Genomic DNA, 24,365 nt, shown 5'->3' on the forward strand with positions numbered 1-24,365 from the left:
AGGGAATGATATCTTATCGGGCGGTAAAGGGAACGACTTTTTATCGGGCGGAGCAGGAAACGATACTTACCTGTTTAATCTGGGCGATGGTCACGACACGATAGATAATCAAGGCGAGTTAAAGAGCATTGGTTTCTGGAATTACAGAAAATCTGATGTTGATAAGATTTGTTTTGGTGATGGGATATCAGCAAAAATGATTGATATTAAAAAATCGGGCACAGATCTTTTATTAAAAATTGGTGACGATTCTATTACGATTAAAAATTGGTTCTCAACTAGGCAGGAAACTAAATTATCTTCCCAAATTGATATTTTCCAATTTGCGGATGGTTCATCGTGGTTAGCAGGTGATATTAATGCTCATATTAACGATGGTATACCACTACCTGTATTTTCATCAAATGCATCTATATCTAATTTTTCATTAATAACGCAGAGTGTAAGTGCTTTTGTTGCATCAGGTGATGATAGTAGTGATGTGGTAACAGGTGAGTTAATGCTGGCTAATCCATTATCACATTTTACCCCTTCAAACAAAGTCTAACCAATTTTTAGATTTTATTATAATTATCAAAAGACAGCTGATAATAGCTGTCTTTTATTTGGAAGTTAAGTTTGTTTTATCGATCTGCATAGTGAAGGATTATTTTGGAAAAATTGATGCAAAAAGAAAAGTATAATGATTTATGGCTAGGATTTACGATTATCGCTCAATTTTATGGAGTAGCAGTAAATATTAAATCATTACAAGAACATTTTTATCTTGATGATGAACATGATATCTCACTCCAGTTTGTTAGGGCTGTCAAAAAAACAGGGTTAAAATGCCGCTATATTGATAAACTAAATCTCAATAATAAAATTTCGACCCCAATTATTGTCCATTTAGAGCAGCAAGGTTATGTCGTTTTATTAGCTGTTAAAGATGGACAATGGTTAATTCAATCTCCCCATAAAAAACAGCCAGAAGTGATAGTTCCACAGGCACAAGAAAAAATTAGCGCATTTTTATTTACCAAACGAATCACATGGGAATCTATTAATCGAGAGTTTAATATCCAATGGTTTTTTCAAGCTTTTATGCGTTATAAAAAACTAATTGGTGAAATTTTATTAGCTTCATTTTTTATCCAAATTTTAGCCTTGGTTACACCGTTATTTTTTCAGGTAGTTGTCGATAAAGTACTCGCTCATCAAAGCTTAACAACATTAGATGTATTAGCTATCGGAATGTTTACCATTGTGATTTTTGATGTAATTTTAGGCGGGCTACGTAATTATCAAATGGCGCATACCTCGCAACGTATTGATGTCATGCTCAGTTCGTTACTATATAAACATTTACTTTCATTACCTTTAAGCTACTTTAAATCCCGTCAAGTTGGTATTACCGTTGCTCGTGTTTATGAGCTAAAAACAGTACGTGAATTCTTAACAGGGAGTGCAATGACGCTTTGCTTAGATATTCTTTTTGCAATTGTTTTTTTTGTAATTATGGCATTTTACAGTATTCCACTGACATTAATTGTTTTAGTTTCATTGATTCCTTACATTTTGTTATCAGCTTTTATTACCCCAGTGTTACGTAGACGCCTTGATGAGCAGTTTCAACAAGGAGCAAAAAATCAAGCATTTTTAGTTGAAAGTATCTCTGGTGTTGAGCAAGTTAAAGCAATGGCAGTTGAACATCATATGACGCGTCGTTGGGATGAACAAATTGCCTATTTTGTGACAAGCTGTTTTAAAACACAAAATTTAGGGAATGTTGCAGGGCAAATATCTCAACTCGTTAATAAAGTAACGAGTGTTGCTATTTTATGGTATGGCGCTAATTTAGTGATTGAAGGCAAGTTGACTGTTGGTGGACTGGTTGCTTTTAATATGTTCGCAGGACAAGCAACAGCCCCTGTATTGCGATTAGTGCAGTTATGGCAAAGTTTTCAGCAGGTTTCGATTTCAGTAAAACGATTGGGTGATATATTAAATGTTCCCGCGGAGCGGCAACAAGAAAATAGCAGTGTTTTGAAGGAAATCAAGGGACATGTCCGTTTTGCTAATATCTCTTTTGCTTATAGACCAGATGCTACGCCTGTTATTCGACAAGTGAATTTATCGGTTAATGTTGGTGAAGTTATCGGTATTGTTGGACGCTCGGGGTCGGGTAAAAGTACATTAACTCGGCTGGTACAGCGGCTTTATACCCCGATAGAGGGGCAAGTTTTTATCGATGGTATTGATATTGCACAAACTGATCCCCAATGGTTACGTAAACAAATCGGAGTGGTATTACAAGAGACGCAGCTTTTTAATGGCTCTATTCGTGACAATATTGCATTGGCGGTTCCTGATGCTCCACTTGAAGCTGTGGTTAATGCTGCAATAATGGCTGGTGCCCATGATTTTATTAGTGAATTTCCATTAGGATATGACACGCCAGTTGGCGAGAATGGGGGGCAATTATCTGGTGGACAGAAGCAACGAATCGGTATTGCTCGAGCATTAATAACAAATCCTAAATTGCTTATTTTTGATGAAGCAACCAGCGCGCTTGATTATGAATCAGAGCAAATTATTCAAGATAATATGGCAAAAATTTGTCATGATAAGACGGTTTTTATTATTGCTCACCGTCTATCAACAGTTAGGCACGCTAATCGTATTATTGTGATGGAAAAAGGTGAAATTGTTGAACAAGGATCTCACCAAATGTTATTAGAGAAAAAAGGGATCTACCATAAACTTTACGATTTACAGAGTGGGAGCCGTTGATGAAACAAAAATACCGCGAGTTTTTGCCTGCTGTATTAGAGGTTCAAGAGACACCACCATCGCCCCTTGGTAGATTGCTGTTATGGGTCATTATTGTGTTATTTGTGATTGTCGTTTGCTGGGCCTCGTTAAGTAAAGTTGATATTGTTGCCACGACTCGAGGAAAATTAGTTGTCAACGAGCTATCAAGACCTGTTAACACTTCGGTCACGGCTGAAATTATTGCAGTATTGGTTAAAGAAGGCGAGCATGTTGAAAAGGGACAGTCTTTAATTAAGTTAAATAGTAAATCATTAGCAGCACAACTAGAAGAGAATATATTACAGCAACAGATTAATCGCTTTCATATTGCAAGATTAGCTTTACTATACGAACACTATCTTAATCGTCCTGCGCCATTGACGCTATCTACTGAGTTACAAACAGAGTCGCCAATACTTGCCAAGCAAATTTCTATGCTGCTCCAAGCTGAAGTTGAAGATGATTATAACGAAAAAGAGGTTTATAAGTTAAACCAACAAATTTTAACAGCTCAGATAGAAAATTATCAAGCTCAAAAAGAGATGGCTGAGAATCTATTACCGATTTATGAAGAGCAACATCGGGCGTTGGATTTGCTCTATAAAAAAAAGATGACAAGTAAAGATAGTTTACTTGAGGTTAAAAAAAAATATTTAGAAGCAAAATTTACTGTAAGCACCGCAGAAGCGAAAGTGAAAGAGATGCAAGCAAGTTATGCTCAAATTGATACACAAGTAAAGTCTCGTGTTTCCGATAAAATTAAAGAAGTTGAACAAGAGAAAATACAAAAACTGAATGAAAATCACATATTATCCGTACAACAAAAACAGTTAGAGGCGCTTATCGCACAGTATGAATTAAAAGCGCCGATTGCAGGGATTGTAGAATCGTTAGTTTATCGAGATGCAGGCGCTGCGGTCGAGGCTCCTCAAGAGCTATTGAAGATTGTTCCTGAAAATGAAAGACTGATAGCAGAAGTTTGGGTGAGTAACCAAGATATCGGTTTTTTAAGAAAAAATCAATTTGTTACGGTAAAAGTTGATACATTTGATTTTACGCGTTATGGTTGGATTGAAGGCAAATTATTAACTATTTCTTCCGATGCTATTGAAGACAAAGACTTAGGGCTTGTATATAAGGCTGTCATTGAATTAAGTAAAAACCACTTAATTATTGATGGTCAACCAGTTAATTTAGAGCCCGGAATGTCCATTTCTGCGGAAATAATAACAGGACAAAGAACGGTATTAAGTTATTTATTAAGCCCAATGATGGAAGCTTTGGATGACGTTGGTAAGCAACGTTAATACATTAATCTTTAGCCGCTCAAACTTAATCTAACAGACACTAACTATTCATCGGAATTCATTTTAGCAAAATGAATGTCCGATGGATAAAAAATTCTCCAATTGTTTTTCCACTACAAGCACTTTTGCCTCTAACCAAGTTTGCTAAGGCTTTTTATCATAACAATACTTACCTGAATGGGCTCTTTCTTTATTATAAAATTTGAGTTATTGCTCAATATTTTAGGGGATAGTTACAGTTACATAATATTTATACATAATTTTTAAAAATATATGAAATTGATATAAAAAAACAATCTTAAATTATGGAGATTTATGAATAAAATAAGTGATTTTGCTTAGTGTATGCAGTTATATTGCTCAATATAGCCATTTTGATAAAGGTAGGCTAATTTAACTACAATCTATGGTAATAATACTGAGTATCCCTGCGGGTGAAAGCTTTCTTGTGAATTTTTTGCCGTTACCGATCTGTATTTTTGTCGGTAGTTGTAGCCAGCAATCTAAAGTGCCGACTAAATTTGCCGGCATTGTTATTTTAAGTACTAGCTTTTTATTAGGTCAACATCAATCCCTAGCCCTTTGGCAATTCCAGATCCATAATCAGGATGCACTTTGTAGAAGTGTTTGAGCTGTCTAATTTGAATGTCTCGATTTACGTTTTTCATTGAGCCAACGATATTATCAATAAGCAGTTGTTTTTGATCGGGATTCATTAAATTAAATAGTGCGCGTGGCTGTGAGTAATAATCCCCATCCACACGATGATCATGCCTATCCATTGTCCCAGCAGGTACATGCATTGGCGGTTCGGCATATTGTGGTTGCTGTTTTGGTGCGCTATCGACGCTATTAGGCTCATAGTTAGGGGCATTATCAGGGGTATAAAAACGCATTGCGCCATCGCGTTGATAATTATGCACAGGGCATGTTGGAGCATTGATCGGCAATTGTTGATAATTAGTACCAATACGATAGCGGTGTGCATCGGCATAAGCAAAAATTCGGCCTTGTAGCATCTTATCTGGTGATAAACCCGTTCCAGGCACCACATTGCTTGGTTCAAAGGCAGATTGTTCAACTTCCGCAAAATAGTTTTCTGGATTACGGTTGAGTTCCATCACGCCAACTTCAATTAATGGATACTGTTTTTGTGACCAAACTTTAGTGACATCAAACGGATTTTCAGGATGGTTATTGGCTTGCTCTTCGGTCATAACTTGTATATAAAGCCGCCATTTTGGATAGTCTCCACGCTCAATGGCTTTGAACAGATCTTCTTGTGCAGAATCTGGATTGGTTCCATCTATTTCCGTTGCTTTTTTAGGATGGATATTTTTGATCCCCTGTTCGGTTCGAAAATGCCATTTAACCCAAGTTCGTATGCCATCTTTATTAATTAAGCTATAGGTATGGCTACCATAACCGTGCATATGACGATAACCATCAGGAATACCACGATCCGAAAATAAAATAGTGACTTGATGAAGTGATTCTGGCGATAAAGACCAAAAATCCCACATCATTTGTGGATCTTTTAAATTAGTTTTGGGATCACGCTTTTGCGTATGAATAAAGTCAGGAAATTTGAGAGGATCACGAATAAAAAATACCGGGGTATTATTGCCTACGATATCCCAATTGCCTTGGTCGGTATAAAACTTGACTGAAAACCCACGGGGATCCCGTGCTGTATCAGATGAGCCTCGCTCTCCTCCTACTAACGAAAAGCGAGCAAAAATTGGAGTTTGTTTACCAACACTGGCAAATAGGCTAGCGTAAGAATATTGGGTGATATCATTGGTGACAGTAAAGGTACCATGCGCGCCAGAACCTTTGGCGTGGACTCGTCGTTCAGGGATATTTTCACGGTTGAAATGAGCAAGTTTTTCGATAAGCTGAAAATCATCTATCAACACAGGACCTTGGGGACCGGCAGTTCGAGAGTTTTGATTATCGGCTATTGGGGCACCGTTATTATTGGTTAGTTCTTTTTTTTCTGACATTGCAACACTCCTTTATATGATATTAAAAAAGCTTTGAGGGATAAATACTCAATTGTTTTTTGAATATTGTGTCCCAGAGACTTTGTTTGGGACTTGTAGAGCGTGATAAAAAAGATCATTTTTAAATGATCTTACCTACTTTAAAAAAATCTATTTTACTTTTCAAGTAGAATATTTTTGATTTGAAGATATTACAAATATTGGTTTGTAAAACATTAAGTTGTTTCAATAAAACCTTTAATAATTACTTCATACCTGTTCAACTAACATAATCTATTAGAAAGGTCGAACTGTTTATACTGCATGTTTTAAATAGTTATCTAAATATTATTGAAAATTTTACACAAAATCGTTTAATCTTTTTCTTGTGCATCTTTAAATACTTGGTATATCACATCTTAGTCAAAGCGCTTATCGCTCTTTTTACTTCAAAACAAATAGGTTTAATGACGGTTTATCCCTATGTGCATAGGGAACAGAACAGCAGGTAAATTGGATTTAATAACATTCGCGGTTTATCCCTATGTGCATAGGGAACAGGATTTCACGCGAATTTTTACCGCGTAGACTTGCGGTTTATCCCTATGTGCATAGGGAACAGACCAATTATAACATTTTGTTTTATAATTAAAATATTTTAGTTTAAATTTATACCAACTTTTTTAATTATTCTTAAAATAACAATCATTTTATAACACATTGTTTTTATTAAATTAATATTAAAAATAAGATAGAGAATATTACGATTTTTTTATTCTACCAATTAATCTTTAAATTTCTTATAGTTATAGCATAGTTAGTGATACAACAAGGTATTTCTTTATTAAAAAAAAAACAATTTTTGTTAAAAATATTCAGGATTCTATACCGTTTCAGTGTGAAATTATTTTAAATTTAATGAGTTAATAAATTTTATTGATAAAGAATAAGGTTGCTTACATTGCTTGTTCAATAAAGGCGTTTAGATCCTTTTTTAGTTGCGATAAGGTTACCTTACTCCTTAAAAAGGTTGTATGAATTAGTGTAGCCGATTCAATGTTAGCTCTTATTTGAGCTGGTGAAGGGAGTACATTTGTTTGGGGATGGATCAATAGTTTTATGGTGTATTATAAATCTGCCAATATAGATGACGGTGAATACTGGCCACAATGGATGGTTGAAGCGTTTAATGCCACATCGCAAGCAAAGCTCGCCGAAATCAAACAACGGTATCATGTAAAATAATAAATTAAAATAAAATAATAAAAGGCGTTTGATATCTGAAGTTTTTATACCAGCATAATTTTTCCGTTTTTATAAAAAGTTGAATGAGTCATACCATATTTACGGCAGAGCTATTTAATTGGAATGCATACTCTGTATCCTTTTAAAATAGATATGATTTGAGAGGATTTTCTATTTTGGGTTCAGTTCATTTTAGAGGGGGATTTATATTTTCAATAAAAAATAAAACAATTTAAGCATAGATGATTTCGGGTAATTGAATATCCCAAGGTTTGTTATCAATATGTTGGACTTTTTGGCAAGCAAATGCAAGACCAATAGGTAAAATTTGTTGGGTTTGATAATCTGCTAGTAATCGGTCATAAAATCCGCCACCCATGCCCATACGATAACCTCGTTGATCAAAAGCAACCAATGGCGTAAAAATAATATCAAATTGGCGATAGGGAAGCACATTTAATACGTTTAATTCTGGTTCTAATATACCAAATTTATTTTTTATAAGTTGAGTTTGGCTAGTATATTTTAAGAAGAGTAAATGTTTGGAGGAAAAAGGGTGAATAATAGGTAAATAGACAGATTTATTTTGTTGCCATAAATAATTAATTATAGGTTGGGTTTCGACTTCGCCATCGAATGATAAAAATATAGCGATATTTTTTGCAGCATTAATCGCTTGGTGACAGACAATTTTTTGATATATAGCTTGTTGTGCAAGCTCACGTTCATCGGGAGATAATTGTCGTCTTTTTTGACGGATAATTTGCCGAATATTCATTATTTTTCGCTGTTGCTGCAAGTTCGGAAGAACACTCCAAGATGTCGTTAGGGTCGTAACCCTTGAACCCAAGGTTCAAGGTGAACATCGTGTTTTAATTTTTAGGTTTCCTTACAAGTAAGGCATACACACCAACTAAAAGTCACTCCGTTCTTAAGTTAAGAATATCGGCTCAGGGGACTAACCCGCATCGCGATCATCTCAGAGATGAATACCATAATACAAAATTTAACGGATGATACAATACCATTTGTATTAAATTTACAATTTAAATAGTTAATTGTTGGGATTTAAGGCAGAATCAAGTAATTGCTGTAGCATTTTAAGCCGATTACCAAACTCATTGCTTTTTTCTTTTTCTTTGGTTAATTCATAAGAAATGTTTAGCGCGGCAGTCATAATAAGTTGATCGCTACCAACTTGTGGAGACTTTTCTCGTAAATTCGTTAAGCGCGCATCTAGATCCTTTGCAGCACAATTAAGTGCGTCGACTTCATCAACCGGACAATTAAATTTTAATGTTCGTCCAAAAATTTGAATAGTGACAGCTTGAGTTTCCATATTTAACCTATTGATTCATAAAATTATTAATTTTATCGATAATGTGCTTTTGGTCTAATCCCATCTCTTGTCTAATTTCGCTTTGCGCTCCTTGAGAAATAAACTTATCAGGGAGTCCAATATTTAAAATATCACATTTTATTTTTTTCGATAATAAATATTCACCGACACCGCTACCAGCGCCGCCTTTAATACTATTTTCTTCAATGGTGACAAGTATATTATGAGTTTGACTAATGTGCAAAAGGACTTTTTCATCTAATGGTTTAACAAAACGCATATCAATGACTGTAGCATTGATTTGCTCCGCTGCTTGTAATACTTCGGTAAGTAAAGTGCCAAAATTGAGTAAAGCGATATTCTCACCTTGTCGACATAATTTAGATTGCCCTAAAGGAATTGGGGTTAACGATGTTAATTGTGTACCAATACCTTCACCACGAGGATAGCGCACTGCCGCAGGACCATTATGTAAATAGCCTGTGTAGAGCATTTGCCGGCATTCATTTTCATTACTCGGTGTCATAATGACCATATTAGGTACGCAGCGTAGATAACTTAAGTCAAATGCACCTTGGTGAGTTTCGCCGTCGGCGCCAACGATGCCAGCACGATCGATGGCAAATAATACGGGTAGGTTTTGAATGGCAACATCATGAATAACTTGATCGTAAGCGCGTTGCAAAAAAGTTGAGTAAATGGCGACAACGGGCTTTAAGTCACTAATTGCAAATCCAGCGGCTAGGGTAACAGCATGTTGTTCGGCTATTGCAACATCAAAAAATTGGTCGGGATAACAATTGGCAAATTTTGTCATGCCCGAACCTTCACTCATTGCGGGTGTTATTGCCATTAAACGTTTATCATTTTGCGCCATTTCGCATAGCCAATCGCCAAAAACTTGCGAATATGTTGGGATTGCTTTTGTGGCGATAGGTAATATGCCTTCATTAGGATTAAATTTGGGTACGCCGTGCCATAAAGTTGGATCTTTTTCAGCTGGCGCATAACCTTTGCCTTTTTGTGTAATCACATGCAGCAGTTGTGGGCCTTTTAGTTGGCGAACTTTTTGTAAAGTTGTCACTAGACCATCAACATCATGCCCGTCAACAGGACCTATATAATTAAAACCTAATTCTTCAAATAAGACGGCTGGTGTGATTAATCCTTTTAAGTGTTCTTCCGTCTTTTTAATCAGTTCTTTTAATGGCGGAATATTCGCTAATACACGTTTGCCACTTTCCCGAAAAGAGGTATAGGCTCTACTTGATAAGATTTGAGTAAGATGTTGGTTTAGTGCGCCGGTATTTGCTGAAATCGACATGTCATTGTCGTTAACAATCACTAGCATATCAGGCTTAACATGACCAGCATGATTCATCGCTTCAAATGCCATACCTGCTGTTAAAGCGCCATCGCCAATGATGGCAGCCACTTTTTTACCCGATTGTTTTTTTTGTTCGCTAATTGCAATTCCAAGCGCCGCACTAATCGAGGTCGAAGAATGTCCTGTGGTTAGTACATCATATTCGCTCTCATTACGATGAGGAAATGGATGAAGTCCGCCTTTTTGGCGTATAGTAAGCATTTGGTCTCGGCGACCAGTCAAAATTTTGTGAGGATAAGCTTGATGACCAACATCCCAAATAATTTTATCAAAAGGTGTTTGATAGACGTAATGTAAGGCTGTGGTTAATTCAACCACACCTAGCCCCGATGCTAAATGACCACTCGATTGACTAACACATGCTAGTAAATATTGCCTAAGCTCACGACAAATTGCCGATAACTGTGACTGAGGAAAATGTCTTAGATCCTTGGGCGAGTTTATTTGTTTTAACAATGGGTAATTATCTAAATTCATTATGTAATGCTATATTTTAGTTAGTTGTTAACTATTGCGATTAATAATAAAACCAGCAAGATTCTGTAGTGGTTGGGTATTATAAGGTATTTGCTTTAGACTATCGATAGCTTGCTGATAAAGTTGCTCAGTGAGTTTTATTGCGTTATCTAGTCCAATTAATGCTGGGTATGTGCTTTTTTCATGGGCAAGATCTGAACCTTGTGGTTTTCCCATAATAGATTGTTCGCCAATGACATCTAAAATATCATCTTGAATTTGAAACGCCAGTCCAATTGCCTCGGCATAGTGATCGAGCATTAGGTAGTATGGTTTAGCGATTTCACTGCAAGCAAAAGCACCTAAACGAATAGACGCTTTGATTAAAGCACCAGTTTTATAACAATGGATTTTTTGCAAATGTTCAAGGTTAATTGACTGATGTGTGGCTTGTAAATCGAGCGATTGACCAAGGCACATACCAGTTACACCACTGGCATGGGCAAGCTCAGCTATCATCTTAATTTTAGCCTCGGCATCAATTAACTCACTGTTTGCCAATAATGAAAAGGCTAAACTTTGCAAAGCATCGCCGGCAAGTATGGCTTGGGCTTCACCAAATTGGATATGGCAAGTTGGTTTGCCTCGGCGTAAATCGTCATTATCCATGGCAGGTAGGTCATCATGAATCAATGAATAAGTATGAATTAATTCAATGGCGGCAGCGGCTTCATCTAATTTAGAAAGTGGGCAGTTGAACATTTGACCCGTTAAATAAACTAAAATAGGTCGAATCCGTTTGCCTCCAGCCAACAAGCTGTAACGCATTGCTTGTTGAAGTTTAGACGGCTCAATTTGCGAAATACAGGTAGTTAAAAACGAGTCAATTCGTTCTTGTAATGGTTTTAAACTATTCATTATCATCATTTGAAAATTCTGACAGTTCGGCATCACTATTTTCAGATAATAAAATCTGAATACGTTGCTCGGCTTGCTGTAACTGTTTTTGTCCTGCTTTTGCTAATTTAATTCCTTTTTCGAACTCATTAAGCGCTTCATCCAATGGTAGATCACCGTTTTCTAGTTGAGATACAATCGTTTCGAGTTGCTTAAGTGTTTCTTCGAAACTCGGTTCTTTGTTTTGTTTTTTTGCCATATTCAGTTCCTCTTTACGGTTGATGAGTATACACTTATTTCAAACAATCGTGAATCAAGGCTTTTGCTTATTTATAACACCATAAGCGATGTTAATGTGTGTTACCCTTTGATTTAGCGATTAGTTAATTTGTGGATTGACTCTCATCTGCGTTATTCGATTCTTCCATCGCTAATAAAGTAATATCTGGGTTAATCGGTTTTTTAACTTCAATACCCATTTCACGAAATCGTTCAATTTGTCCAATTACATTGCCACGACCTTTAGATAATTTATTCATGGAATTTTGATAGGTTTGTTGAGCTTTGTCTAAACAACTACCTAGGTTTTCCATATCTTCAATAAAGCCGCGCATTTTGTCATACAGTTTACTTGCTCTATCCGCAATCAACTCGGCATTACGATTCTGATATTCAAATCGCCATAAATTATGAATTGTCCGTAACGCAACTAGCAATGTGGTTGGGCTGACTATCATAATATTACTTTTCAAGGCATCATTGATTAATGCGGGGTCATTATCAATTGCGCTTAAAAATGCAGGTTCGACAGGAATAAACATTAAAATATAATCTAATGAGTTAATACCAATGAGTTTATGATAATCTTTTTGGCTAAGTTGTTTTAAATGGTTACGGACAGCCGCTAAATGTTCGGCCATCGCTTTGGCTTTAATCGTTTCATCATCACTATTAAAATGGCGCTCATAGGCAACTAAAGTTACTTTTGAATCAATAACGACATCCCCCCCTTGCGGTAAGTGAACAATGACATCGGGTTGTAATCGCTGATGACTTTCGTTTGTTAAATTGACCTGGGTTTCGTATTCATAACCTGAACGTAATCCTGAATTTTCTAGTATTTGGCTTAGAATAAATTCACCCCAGTTCCCTTGGGTTTTGTTATTGCCTTTTAGCGCATTTGTTAGGTTGGTTGCTTCTTTGCTCATTTGCTCATTGAGCTGTTGCAAGTTACGAATTTCATGCGTGAGTGTGTGGCGTTCTTTGGCTTCTTGACCAAAACTATCCTGTACTTGTTTTTTGAAACCTTCTAGCTGCTCTTTGAGCGGCGAAAGTAAAAAATCAAGACTTTGTTTATTTTGTTGCTCAATTTTTTTGCCACTTTGTTCAAAAATACGATTGGCTAGGTTTTCAAATTGGGTTGTGAGCCGTTGTTCACTTTGTTCTAGTATGTTTTGTTTTTCTTGTGTTGCACTTAATGTTTCTTCTAAACGTGTTTTGAGTTCACTAATTTTAACGTTTTGCGCTAGATTCTGCTGACGATACTGGTCTAATTCATGTTCTAACTGTTTTACTTGGATTATTAAAGTTTGATTTTCTTCCTTTTTTTGAATTAATTGCAGATCAAACAGTTGCTGTAAATTATTAATTGTCAGTTGAGATTTTATCGCTAACACTAATAAAATGACAGCGACGATACCCATCATAATGGCAATCCATGCCGTTGATCCTAAAGCATTGAACATAATTAAGCCCTTTCAAAAGTAAATGACATCACGTCATCCAAACTATCGCAGCTTAAGGCAAGCATAATTAAACGATCTAACCCTATAGCAACCCCCGCACAGTCTGGAAGACCCGCTTCCATGGCGGCGAGTAACTCAATGTCAATATTTTGTGCAGGTAAGTTTTGATTTGTGCGATCTAAATTATTTTGCTCAAAACGCATTCGTTGTTCATGTGGATTAGTCAGTTCTTTAAAACCATTCGCAAGCTCAACGCCTTTGTAATAGAACTCAAAACGGCTCGCTACCCGATGATCTTCTGGACTAATAGCTGCTAATGCGGCTTGTGATGCCGGAAAGTTAAATACGGCAATGGGCTTATCTTGACCAATATACCGTTCAATTCCAAAAGTGAACAAGCATTGTAGCAATCCGTCTTTATCATAATTGTCTGTGTTAAGCCCAATATCAAGTTGGTTTGCGGCATTGACTAAGGTTGCGTGATCGGCTTGTAAAGGGTCAATATTAAGATGGCGTTGAAATGCTTTTTGATAAGAAATCCGTTCAGCTGGTTCACAGTCTAAAACAGTTTGTAATAAGTCATCGACTTCGTTGATCATTTGCATCATATCAAATTGGATGCGATACCATTCGAGCATGGTGAATTCAGGGTTATGATAACGACTAACTTCTTCATGATTACGAAAACATTTACATATTTGATAAATAGGACCACTGCCAGCAGCTAGTAAGCGCTTCATATGATATTCAGGGCTGGTAATTAATGACATTTGTTGCCCTTGTTGTTCTTCGTGCTCCCCTGGTTTTAAGAATTTAGTGTGAAAAGAACTTAAATGCACGTCTGTTACTGCATATTGGCTTAAGGTTGGTGTTTCAACCTCTAAAATACAGCGATCAGCAAAAAATTGACGTACTTGAGAAATAATTTTTGCGCGCTTAAGTAAATTATTGATAGATGCAGAAGGTTGCCAAGTCATAAAAATATCCGTGGGTTTTGATCAGTTACTAAAAAGAAGAGAAGTAGGGCAAAAGCCCTATTCCTTATTGTTGGCGTTCATTTTGCCATAATGAGAATAAATTGTCGTATTTTTCTTGTTGCTGCCAAATATGACGATGTAAAGCAGAAAGAATAATCGGATCTTCTAAAATCGCTAACTGCTTTTCTTTACTCATTTTTTCTAAATCTATGTGTTGATACTGTGCGATAAGTTCATCACGTTTTTGTTGGTTTTTATTATTCACTTGATGGCGTGACGTCGATAATGCACAAGCGAGCGCATTATAGATAGGATCGACTAATGCCATAACAAAGCCATGTTCAATAAATGCAGCTTCTGTTTTAGCTAAATATTCACCCGTAAGCGTAACTGCTTTCGCTGGGTGAGTTTCTCCTGGGGTTAGAAATAGTCCTGCTTTTTGGGCTTTCATACCAATGCTCGAAAGTCCCGAAACTCTAATGACTAAAGGCGAAATAGTTAAAGGTATTAATATAGCTATATACCAATAAGTAAATTGTGGGTTTAGCCAGATAATTACGCCTAACCACACAATTCCTAATACCGATAGTGGCCAACAAAAATAAAAGGATTCTCCCCATGTTAACGCATCGTCACTTCGTGACGGAGACTTCCATTGAATTTTGCTACCCATCCATGCTTTAAGTACAAATTTACTATGAAAGATCATACGTATTGGAGCTAAGATCATTGACCAAATCATTTCAATAAAGATTGATAGGGTTAATTTAAATATACCGCCAACATCTTTTGCACCTGTTCTAGCTATAATAATGCCATAGCTGAAGAATTTAGGTGCAAATAGTAAAACCATCGTAGTTGAGAGTAGCTGTATGGCCAATTGCTCATCCCACCTTGGCCAAGTTGGATAAAATTGGTTAGGTTGGAAAAAATATTGAGGTTCAGAAATATTAAACACCAATAATAATAGTGTTGAGAATATTAAAAACACTAACCACAATAATGACGAAATATAAGCCATGCCACTGGTTGCAAACATGATGCGATGGGTCAATTTAATACCGCTTTTGAAGATTAATCTTAAATTAATTAAGTTGCCCATACACCAGCGATTATCGCGTTTTAGATCTTCAATCATATTACCGGGTAGCTCTTCATAACTCCCGTTCATATTATAGGCAATCCAAACGCCATAGCCAGCACGACGCATAAGTGTTGCTTCGACGAGGTCATGCGATAAGATATGAATTGGCCCTTTACGTTTTTGAAGTGGCGATAATATGCAATGCTCAATAAATGGTTTTAAGCGAATCATGGCATTGTGTCCCCAATATTGTGCTTCGCTTAATTGCCAAAAGTGGGTGCCCGAGCAAAAGATATCACTGTAAATTTGATTAGCAAATTGTTGAATACGTCCGTAAAGCGTAGTCATTCTGACTGATTTTGGAGGAGATTGTAAAATGCCAGCTTTTGGGGTCATTTCCATCATGGCGATCATTTTTAAAATACAGTCACCAGTCATAATGCTGTCGGCATCAAGGATCATCATGTATTCGTATTGATTGCCCCAACGACGGCAAAAATCGTCAATGTTACCGCTTTTACGTTTTACTCGACGTTTGCGGTGGCGATAAAAAATATTGCAGCCATTATTTTGTTTTACTGCATTAAATTCAGCCCAAGCTTTAAGTTCATTAACATATAGATCGGGATCGTTAGTATCACTTAAGATAAAAAAATCACAGCAAGCTGCATGACCTGTTTCAACTAAGGATTGATAAGTTGCTTGTAACCCAGCAAATACACGAGCGACATCTTCATTACAAATTGGCATAACAAGTGCAGTTCGATGTTTAATGTCAATATGTGATGCTGGATCATTAGGAATAGCAATAGTATAACGGTCTTTACCCATCACTGCTAATATTAGCCCCATGATGCTGGTCCAAAAACCAATTGAGATCCAACAAAACAAAATGGCGAACAAAGTAATAATCGCACCTTGAACAATATAAGGTATTATACTGTAAATGGCTAATTCGGGGTTGATATCCCAATTAGCCATAAAATTAATTTTTTGCCAACTTTGATAAGGCAGTAAAGACGATAGGTAAGTCGTTCCGTAATATGTTTGCACAGCAATGAGCGCAAACATAATAAAGCGACGAATAATGGCAAGGATATTAATGCCATGTTTTGACTTGGCAGTAAAGCGTTGATTCCATATTTGAGGTTGAATTGAAACGCGATCAACTTTAGGATAACTCGGCTGTTGCCTTCGGTCATCAATAAAAGAAGATGTATCACCAACTTGATTTAAACGATATTTTAAAAACTCTACATCGTCAGGTGGCATTGCATTGTTTTCACATTTCTGACGCCAAACTTCAGCGTCAGAAAGATGGGCAAAGTAATCTTTTTTCATATTTTTATCATAATAATATAACAATTATTGTGCGGGATATTGCCCACTCCAAGTTTCGGAAATCACTTCATTAGTTGCTTGCGAAGCGAGTTGTATGCGAATATCAGTTGCTCTTTTACTGTCTTCAACATTGAATCGGACAATTACTCGCCAACCTTTAATTACTGGATTGTATTGCGTGTCACAACTTACGATAGAACCATTAGTAATACTTGAAATCACATTGACGGGCTCATTTTCTGATAATCCTGAACCAGCAAAGTCAATCACATATGCATTAGAACCATCAAGTTTACGAATTAAATTAGCTTGTTTTATATCACCTAATGATAAGCGTGTGCTAACTGCTCTTGCAACATTATTAGGATAACGTTGCTTTTCGTTTAGCGAATAATGTAATCGATATTTGATATCAAGTGCATCTCCCGCTTTGTATTGTTTTTCGGGTACCCAAAATGTGACGATATTATCGTTAGTTTCATCTGCTGTTGGAATTTCAACTAATTCAACTCGACCTTTGTGCCACTCATTTAGCACTTCGACCCAAACACTTGGGCGTTTTTCATAGTGATCGTCAAGATCTTGATAATCATCAAAACCTTTATCACGCTGAATTAAACCGAACGCTTTTGGGTTTTCTAAGCTATAAGATGAAAACGATAAACGCTTAGGGTTATTTAATGGGCGCCAGATCCACTCGTTATTATTCGCTAAAATCGACAGACCATTAGAATCATGCATTGCGGGTCGGTAATTTAGCAATGGTGATGGTTGATTAGGTCCAAATAAAAACATACTGGTTAATGGCGCTATGCCTAATTTTTTTACAGAATTGCGGAAAAAGATTTTCGCTTGTACTGTGATGGTGGTATCAACACTTGGTACTAGTGTAATTTTATAAGCACCAGTTACACTTGGTGAATCGAGTAATGCATAGATAACTAAATGCTTTTGGTTTGGTTCAGGCCTTTCAATCCAATACTCTTTAAAACGTGGAAACTCTTCACCCGACATTTCTCCAGTATCAATAGCAAGCCCTCTAGCTGAAAGACCATATCGCTGATCTTTACCTACTGCGCGAAAATAACTTCCACCAAGTGCTGAAAATATTTCGTCGTCGGTTTTTGTTGGCGTATTAATTGGATAATGGACTTTAAAGCCAGCAAAACCTAAAGCTTTAGTGTCTAGTTTATCAAGATTAATTTGGTTTAAATCAAAATAACTAGGATCATATTGGATTGGGTTAACTTGATTATCAGCAATTTCATTGATTTTTATTGGAACGTCAAAGTACATTCCTTCATGATAAAACTCAAGTTTGAAACGGCTTTTTCGATCACCCCAATAGGCCTTTTGATGATTAAAGAGAATTTTTTGATAATCAGCAAATTGTAAAGACGCTAATTCATTTGGTATATTTTTAGATGGCTGAACATAAGCTTTTTTGGATGATTTTTCGGCTTTTGCAACCACATCATCAAACGAAAAAGCCCACGAAGAAAAGCTAATGCAAGAAACGCAAGCCATGCAAAGCACCTTGCTAATTAGTGTTTGACTAAAAGGATTATTGGGTAAAAAATTGTACATAAAGGCTCGCATTATTATCTAAAAATATTGAAGTAGTTGATAATATTATCTTTTGGGGCACTTAAGCATTTTTCGACATAATCTACTTTCATTTCTTGAAGGATGCTCGGATTTTCATCGATCAGGAAGTGAGAATAGTTATCTTTAGCAATCTTTGCTTTTAAGGATAATATATCTTGTTCAGACATTCTAAATTGTGGTTGAAAATATTGGGTTATTTTAGCGGTATCTTTTGTATAAATTGCAGCAACAAAATCGGCCGAATCCTGACAATAATTTTTAATATTGGTGTCAGTTGCTTTTATTTTGCTTAATTCAATATCATGTTCAGCTTGGCTCTCTTCAACTACTTTTTTGAGTTGCATACTATACTTTAATTTATAATTTTCGTTCAGATAAAAACTCAACACACATGATGACTGGTTACTATCACCTCTGCAATTTAAAATGCCATGTTTGGTAACATAGTTGTCGAAGTTTTTATCACCAACAATCTGAATTAATTGATTTTTAGCATCAACGACATAAGGATCGTTGGTTTCAGTTTGTTGTTTTAATAGAGATAGCTGATCAGCTTGTGAAATCGTTTCTTTATTTTTTGTTGGTGAAACTTTTTGGGCACAACTTGCGACAAGAATAGAGACAATGGCGCATATAAGGATGTTACTTACTTTCATTTATCAAATTCCATGAATATATTCTTGAGTATAATTACAAAGTGAGCAAATTTGCTACTCATTTAATCCTGTTATTAGTAACAACCGTTACTGATAACGATTATTATTGTAGCGCAAAATTATATACTCTTATTGTTTTAAAAACACTAGCAGATTAAATTAAATTTAGAAAAAACGTGCTATATGGCGATATGGCCATTTTTTCTAATATTTGCATATTTTTTTATTATCGACTGTAAACTCAGATTCATGAACAACAGAAGGTTTAAATTTACCTTTTGATTTGAAAAAAGCGATAAGTTGCTCGGCATTCATATCAAATTGAGAACAAGTATGAAACTTTGCATTTGTGCCAAACTTGTCTTTGATGGCATTAAGTAAGGAAGATTCTGTGTAGTTATTCCCATCCATCATATGCAAAACTTTATGTCCGTGAATTGACATTATAGCCCCCCAAGTTATTGTTCATTTAAGTCATGAAACTCAACGTTTCGAGCAGTGAAAGATAGCAGATATTACTAGTAAAAAAAAGAGGTTAAATATTAAAAATATCATAAATTTCTTTCGCTGATTTCCCCTGATGCATATCAGGGGAAAAGCAAGAGCGACGGCGGGAAAATATTGAATAAAGTATAACGTTAATTTTATTCTTTATTCATGGATAATTTGGCAATGATTGCTTGATTTTCGCTTTTAACTTGGTGAATAACAACCGAGATAGGGTCGGCCAGTTTATAGCAAGCTTCATCTTTAATTTTGATGATGCCTTCATCGGGCAATGGAATAATTTCTTCCTTGACAGGGTGAATCATAGAAAGAGGTATAAAAGCAAACGCACCGATATCGCATAAACGAATTCGAGCGCCACCACGATTAATATCAATAATTTCAGCTGAGTAATTTTCGCCGATTTTATCTGATAAATATTGAGCATAAAGGTTTTCAGCCATATCGCGTTCAGCAAAGCGTAATATTTTGCGTCTTTCATTCATGCTTTTTAATTGCTCTTTATCTGGCGGGGTTAATTCTTGTGAACGGATATACGCTTTGATTAATCGATGATTGACCATATCGCCGTATTTACGTATTGGTGAGGTCCATGTTGCATAGGCTTCAAATCCTAAACCAAAATGCGGTTGAGGCTCAGTTGAAAAATCTGCAGGACTTTGGAACTTGCGGAGCTTTGTGGTCAAAAATGGATTATTGTCGATTATACGCCGTAACTTTACATATCCATCGAAAGATAAGAGTGATTCTTTATTAAACTCTGTAATCCCGTTATCATTTAAAAAATTTACCACTTGTTCAATATATTTATTATCAAAGCCCGAATGAATATTAAAAATCCCAAAGCCAATTTTATGTTGTAATTGTAATGTTAAAGCTTGGTTGGCAAGAACCATGACTTCTTCAACAATATGATTAGCAATCCGACGAGTTTCTTTAATTATGGATTGAACTTGGCGGTTTTCATTAAGTTCAAAACGATAATCACCCTTATCTTTAAATACTAGTGCATGGGTTTGTCGCCAGATTATGCGGATTTTGGCTAAGTCAGCTAACCAATTAAGTTGCTGTTTTATACTAAAATCATTAGTTGCTAATTCGTCATTATTTTCTAAAAAATTAGAGACATTGTTATAAGCTAGTTTAGCCTTTGATTCAATCCAAGCTGGAATAAAAGTAATCTCATCGGTAATAATATTGCCCGCTTCATCAATATTCATTTTACAGATCATTGCAGGGCGTTTTTGATTCGCTTTTAATGAGCATAGCTCATTGGCAAGATCTTTGGGAAGCATAGGGATATTAAAATCTGGTAGATAAGTTGTGAAATTTCTAATTTTAGCAATATTATCTAGTTCGCTATTTTGTAATACATAAGCGGTGGGGTCAGCAATGGCAACCATCAGTTGATAATGCCCCAGTTCATTTTTAGAAACCGCAATGGCATCATCCATATCTTCAGTATCTTCACTATCGATGGTAAAAAAGTGAACATTAGTTAAATCTTGACGGTTATCAAGTTCAGTCTCGCTAATTGTCAATGTTTCGGTTTGTGGGGCGTGCGTTTCTAAATCGTAACGGGCTAACGTTTTTAGCCAAAGTTGATAAGGTGAACCGCTTTCTGCAACAAAACGAATAACTTCAGCAAGGAAATGGTTATTTTCTTCTTGCAAAGGATGAGAAATAAGTGTTGCAACCACCCAATCTCCTTCTTTTAGTTTTTCGTTAACTTGATTGTTTATTTTACAGCGAATGGCAAAATTAGTCGGCATATTTTCAGGGTATATCACCATCGCACGATCTTGAAAACCAATTTTGCCGATAAATTGTTGCAATGCACCTTCAATTAATGATTCGGGTTCGAAAGACTCTTTATCGTTATGACTTATTACTGTTCCTGAAACTTTATCGCCATTACAGACTGTTTTCATCTTAGCGACAGGGATGAAATAACTTTTTTTATTATCTACATCTAAAAAACCAAATCCTTTTTCATGAGCTCTAACAATACCTTCAACGCGAGGCGTTTGTTCATGGAGTGCTTGTTTTAATTGTGCAAGTAGAGGGTTATTTTGAAACATATGGCTTAACACTAGTTAAAAAGTTAGTGTTAAATTCTATCATATTTATGTCAATTGTGGTTATTGAATTAATCGGTGATGACGTTGAAAATAGACGTATAATAATGCCACTTAAAATTATTGGTCGAATTAAAGTATGAAATTAAATTATAAATTGCAGGGTGACGGACAGCCGATTGTATTTTTGCATGGCGTATTTGGTAGTTTAGATAATTTAAATATGCTTGCAAAAGATTTTGCAAAGCATTATCAAACGGTTCAAGTTGATTTGCGTAACCATGGGCATTCACCATGGTCTGATAAGATGAACTATCAAGTCATGGCCGAAGATGTAGCTGAACTTTGTTATGATTTACAACTAAAAAATATCATATTAATTGGTCACTCAATGGGGGGAAAGGTTGCTTTACAATTGTCACAGATGCTATCAGATACTATCCAAAAAATGGTTGCTATTGATATTGCTCCCATAAAATATCACCGCTCAGGCAATGCCACTATTTTGAGAGTATTAATGTATTGCCTGACTAATCAAATTACCGATAAAAAACAGATCACCAATTTAATGGAACAAGCCGGTATTAATGCACCAACCATTCTTTTTTTATTAAAATCGTTTAAAAACGAAAAGTGGTTATTTAACATTCAAGCGATTAATTCGCAATATGGTCATATTTGTGATTGGGAAAATATTTCACCTTGCTTAAAACCAATATTATTTATTCGTGGTGGCAACTCGTCTTATATTACTAATGACGCATATGATGCTATTTTTGCACAATTTCCGAATGCAAAAATCGAAGTGGTTGAAGGAGCAGGGCACAATGTTCATGCTGAAAAAACGCAGCAAGTTTTGCAATTATTACATCACTGGTTAAATAGCTAAATAATATTTAATCAGTAAATATTAAAATTAATTACAAAAAAGGCGTTGCTGCTTAGCGACTTGGTTGTTGGAGGCATTAACTGTTATAACTACCATTTTACACTGGGCATTATATGTTTTATTAGTGATCTTATAGTGCCAACCAGAAGGGATAATTTCATTTGGGGTATAAGGATAGCTATCAAGTAGTTGAAAAGCAATTTTATTGGCGCGTAAATAGTTTGCAAAGTAACGGTGTTTATTGAACAACGCTTGTTGGTAGTTAATCAAACCCAGCATAATAATTGAAAATAGTAGCGTTGCTATTATAACTTCAATCAAACTAAAGCCAGCTATATCTTTATTATTCACAATAAATAGCCTTTTTTTCTGGGCAATAATCGAGCCAATGACCTTTTTCAACGATTAATCTGTTATTATCAAAATGTGCAAGTGTATATAAATAAATATCTTCATCTTTGGATTCGCCACGGACTAATACATATTCATCGATTTTTAATAAAGACTGTTTTATGCAGGCTTTTAGTTGATAAGTTGGCTCGGTCATACAATGCCAATGGGTCTTAGGTGCTTGCCAATTTTGGCTAATTGCCCACGTTAACGATGAGCTTGCCTGATTAAATCGCTGATAGTATTGGCATTCCATTAATATCGCTTTCTGCCATGAGGCAATAAGCAAATTAAAGCTGATTAATATAACCAAACCCACACCCATTAAAATAATCACCATTAAAATAGTGCTAAAACCATGCGACACATAATGTTGTTTAAAATCGGTTCTCATTTTTGATGATTTCAGTTATATGATATTTAATCTGTTTGTTTTTTCTTAATTCAGCAGTGACTGATAGACTTATGGCATTGGGGAGCTGTTTTATTGTAAAGTCGGTTACTTTAATTTCGTTTGAATCGAACAAGTTTTCCCATTTGTTGCCAACACAATCTATTGATCCTGTTCTATAGGCTATGTTGTTTTCTTTATAGCGATAAGTAAAAATATCAGACGCCATGGGGTTAAATCTGTCCCAGACCCAAGAATTGCGAATTTCACTATCATACCGAACAATAATGCATTGGGACTGTTTATCAATTTCAATTGCTTTAGCGGTCATTTTGCTTGGATTATTAGCAATAAAACCTGCTCGTTTGATGTCTTTCTTCATGCCGGCTAATCCAACTTCGATTGCTTGTTGCAAACGTGTTTTTTGATAATATTGTATGATGCTTGCTTGTAATTGAATGTAAAAAGAGGTCATTCCCAGCACAATTAGGCTTGATAATATCATGCCAATAAGCATTTCAAACAGGGAATATCCAGACGCTTTTAACATGGTGGTAAACCTGTTATATAACTGTTTTCTGCACAAAAACGAATGCGTCCAATTAAAGAAACTAAAACTCTGCTAGTACCTATCTTATTTTTTAATTGAAAAGACATTGTTTGCGCCATATTGCGACGTCCTAAGATAAAAGCACTTTTATTGTTTGATAATTCACTAATTTCAACGGAATTATCAGGTTTCATAAAATACAGCACGCCTTCACTGCACGAGCAGGGTTTTTCATCGTGAGTAATGGTAATGCACCAAGGTGATGTAAATTGGTGAATAATGTAATTCTCATTTTTACTGGACGCTTTTATTTGAACTTCATATAAAAAATAAGCCAGCTGCTTAGTTGTATAAGCTAATTCATCACGCAACTGTTGCTCATGCCAATGCCTAATGCCTATGATAGCAAAAATGGCACTAATGCAGATGGCTATTAACAATTCGAGTAATGAAAATCCCCGATCTTGCATAATATTGTCTTTTTTAATATTGTGATAGATCTAGTGTAGCTTTGAATAAAATAACGGATTACTTAGTGATCTTAATTTGTGACTTACTCTCCAAATAAATTGTATTTTTTTATTTTCAATTAAAAATTTGATAAAAAGTTAATCCAAAATCATTCAGTTAGAAAATTGTTTTTATTTGATTTCTTATTTGGTGTTTTTTGTTTTTTCGTAAGCGCTAATCATCATAATAATAAAGAACAGTGGGGAATGTGTAGATTTAGATGATCTTAT

At 35.6% G+C, this 24,365-nt stretch carries 22 protein-coding genes and 1 other RNA gene; 5 read left to right on the forward strand and 18 right to left on the reverse strand.

Features of this window, described 5'->3' with window-relative positions:
- From GYY69_RS01815 to GYY69_RS01825, 3 genes are all read left to right on the forward strand, one after another.
- Positions 1–547 (forward strand): calcium-binding protein (locus GYY69_RS01815; RefSeq protein ID WP_202984919.1); only part of this gene is annotated, 547 nt, incomplete at its 5' end.
- A gap of 116 nt (positions 548–663) precedes the next feature.
- Positions 664–2,772, forward strand: coding sequence for a type I secretion system permease/ATPase (locus GYY69_RS01820; protein WP_174796159.1), 2,109 nt, complete (start codon positions 664–666; stop codon positions 2,770–2,772).
- Entirely contained in the window at positions 2,772–4,100 is a 1,329-nt protein-coding gene (locus tag GYY69_RS01825) for an HlyD family type I secretion periplasmic adaptor subunit (protein WP_174796160.1), read from the forward strand. Before GYY69_RS01820 ends, GYY69_RS01825 begins: the two co-directional genes overlap by 1 nt.
- Before the next feature lie 545 nt (positions 4,101–4,645).
- Here GYY69_RS01825 and GYY69_RS01830 read toward each other — a convergent pair.
- Positions 4,646–6,106: a catalase gene (locus GYY69_RS01830; protein WP_174796161.1), complete on the reverse strand. Its 1,461-nt coding sequence runs from the start codon at positions 6,104–6,106 to the stop codon at positions 4,646–4,648.
- A 1,098-nt stretch (positions 6,107–7,204) separates the two neighbouring features.
- Here GYY69_RS01830 and GYY69_RS12820 point away from each other — a divergent pair.
- Positions 7,205–7,330, forward strand: a complete 126-nt coding sequence (locus tag GYY69_RS12820) for a hypothetical protein (RefSeq protein WP_255458423.1) — start codon at positions 7,205–7,207, stop codon at positions 7,328–7,330.
- 232 nt (positions 7,331–7,562) lie between these two features.
- On the opposite strand, the gene GYY69_RS01835 is transcribed toward GYY69_RS12820, so the two are convergent.
- The 13 genes from GYY69_RS01835 to GYY69_RS01895 all read right to left on the reverse strand — a co-directional run bounded on the left by GYY69_RS01835 (position 7,563) and on the right by GYY69_RS01895 (position 21,408).
- Entirely contained in the window at positions 7,563–8,108 is a 546-nt protein-coding gene (locus GYY69_RS01835; RefSeq protein WP_174796162.1) for a 5-formyltetrahydrofolate cyclo-ligase, read from the reverse strand.
- Between the two features lie 30 nt (positions 8,109–8,138).
- A non-coding RNA gene (ssrS, locus tag GYY69_RS01840) (6S RNA) lies at positions 8,139–8,319 on the reverse strand.
- A gap of 65 nt (positions 8,320–8,384) precedes the next feature.
- Complete coding sequence (zapA, locus tag GYY69_RS01845) at positions 8,385–8,669, reverse strand: cell division protein ZapA (protein WP_065638104.1); 285 nt, start codon at positions 8,667–8,669, stop codon at positions 8,385–8,387.
- A gap of 7 nt (positions 8,670–8,676) precedes the next feature.
- Positions 8,677–10,533, reverse strand: a complete 1,857-nt coding sequence (dxs, locus tag GYY69_RS01850) for a 1-deoxy-D-xylulose-5-phosphate synthase (protein ID WP_174796163.1) — start codon at positions 10,531–10,533, stop codon at positions 8,677–8,679.
- Between the two features lie 27 nt (positions 10,534–10,560).
- Positions 10,561–11,439 (reverse strand): (2E,6E)-farnesyl diphosphate synthase, encoded by an 879-nt coding sequence (gene ispA, locus GYY69_RS01855; RefSeq protein WP_174796164.1) that lies wholly within the window; start codon positions 11,437–11,439, stop codon positions 10,561–10,563.
- Positions 11,423–11,668, reverse strand: a complete 246-nt coding sequence (xseB, locus tag GYY69_RS01860; RefSeq protein WP_174796165.1) for an exodeoxyribonuclease VII small subunit — start codon at positions 11,666–11,668, stop codon at positions 11,423–11,425. Before xseB ends, ispA begins: the two co-directional genes overlap by 17 nt.
- A gap of 124 nt (positions 11,669–11,792) precedes the next feature.
- Positions 11,793–13,115, reverse strand: coding sequence for a DNA recombination protein RmuC (gene rmuC, locus GYY69_RS01865; RefSeq protein ID WP_446718872.1), 1,323 nt, complete (start codon positions 13,113–13,115; stop codon positions 11,793–11,795).
- Positions 13,116–13,156: 41 nt separating this feature from the next.
- The gene (gene epmA / locus GYY69_RS01870; protein ID WP_174796167.1) at positions 13,157–14,131 is read right to left on the reverse strand and encodes an elongation factor P--(R)-beta-lysine ligase; all 975 of its coding nucleotides are present in this window, start codon (positions 14,129–14,131) and stop codon (positions 13,157–13,159) included.
- Between the two features lie 64 nt (positions 14,132–14,195).
- Positions 14,196–16,556: a glucans biosynthesis glucosyltransferase MdoH gene (gene mdoH / locus GYY69_RS01875; protein WP_174796168.1), complete on the reverse strand. Its 2,361-nt coding sequence runs from the start codon at positions 16,554–16,556 to the stop codon at positions 14,196–14,198.
- A gap of 24 nt (positions 16,557–16,580) precedes the next feature.
- Positions 16,581–18,083, reverse strand: a complete 1,503-nt coding sequence (locus GYY69_RS01880; protein WP_174796169.1) for a glucan biosynthesis protein G — start codon at positions 18,081–18,083, stop codon at positions 16,581–16,583.
- A 74-nt stretch (positions 18,084–18,157) separates the two neighbouring features.
- Positions 18,158–18,820, reverse strand: coding sequence for a hypothetical protein (locus GYY69_RS01885; protein WP_174796170.1), 663 nt, complete (start codon positions 18,818–18,820; stop codon positions 18,158–18,160).
- A gap of 204 nt (positions 18,821–19,024) precedes the next feature.
- On the reverse strand, positions 19,025–19,264 hold the full coding sequence (locus GYY69_RS01890) for a YecH family metal-binding protein (RefSeq protein WP_194240582.1): 240 nt from the start codon (positions 19,262–19,264) through the stop codon (positions 19,025–19,027).
- Positions 19,265–19,464: 200 nt separating this feature from the next.
- On the reverse strand, positions 19,465–21,408 hold the full coding sequence (locus GYY69_RS01895; protein WP_174796171.1) for an exoribonuclease II: 1,944 nt from the start codon (positions 21,406–21,408) through the stop codon (positions 19,465–19,467).
- 136 nt (positions 21,409–21,544) lie between these two features.
- On the opposite strand from GYY69_RS01895, the gene GYY69_RS01900 reads away from it, so the two are divergent.
- Complete coding sequence (locus GYY69_RS01900) at positions 21,545–22,294, forward strand: alpha/beta fold hydrolase (protein WP_174796172.1); 750 nt, start codon at positions 21,545–21,547, stop codon at positions 22,292–22,294.
- A gap of 27 nt (positions 22,295–22,321) precedes the next feature.
- Here GYY69_RS01900 and GYY69_RS01905 read toward each other — a convergent pair whose 3' ends face one another.
- From GYY69_RS01905 to GYY69_RS01920, 4 genes are read right to left on the reverse strand one after another with little or no spacing between them, the layout of a single operon-like run.
- On the reverse strand, positions 22,322–22,645 hold the full coding sequence (locus GYY69_RS01905) for a prepilin-type N-terminal cleavage/methylation domain-containing protein (RefSeq protein WP_174796173.1): 324 nt from the start codon (positions 22,643–22,645) through the stop codon (positions 22,322–22,324).
- The gene (locus GYY69_RS01910) at positions 22,638–23,078 is read right to left on the reverse strand and encodes a DUF2509 family protein (RefSeq protein WP_174796174.1); all 441 of its coding nucleotides are present in this window, start codon (positions 23,076–23,078) and stop codon (positions 22,638–22,640) included. The genes GYY69_RS01905 and GYY69_RS01910 overlap by 8 nt, the downstream gene beginning before the upstream one ends.
- Positions 23,062–23,625, reverse strand: coding sequence for a prepilin peptidase-dependent protein (locus GYY69_RS01915; RefSeq protein WP_174796175.1), 564 nt, complete (start codon positions 23,623–23,625; stop codon positions 23,062–23,064). Before GYY69_RS01915 ends, GYY69_RS01910 begins: the two co-directional genes overlap by 17 nt.
- Positions 23,619–24,095 carry a prepilin-type N-terminal cleavage/methylation domain-containing protein gene (locus GYY69_RS01920; RefSeq protein WP_174796176.1) on the reverse strand — a complete coding sequence of 159 codons (477 nt, stop codon included), beginning with the start codon at positions 24,093–24,095 and terminating at the stop codon, positions 23,619–23,621. The genes GYY69_RS01915 and GYY69_RS01920 overlap by 7 nt, the downstream gene beginning before the upstream one ends.
- Positions 24,096–24,365: the final 270 nt, after the last annotated feature.

This window comes from Gilliamella sp. ESL0250 (assembly GCF_013345045.1).
GTDB classification, from domain to species: Bacteria; Pseudomonadota; Gammaproteobacteria; order Enterobacterales; family Orbaceae; genus Gilliamella; species Gilliamella apicola_H.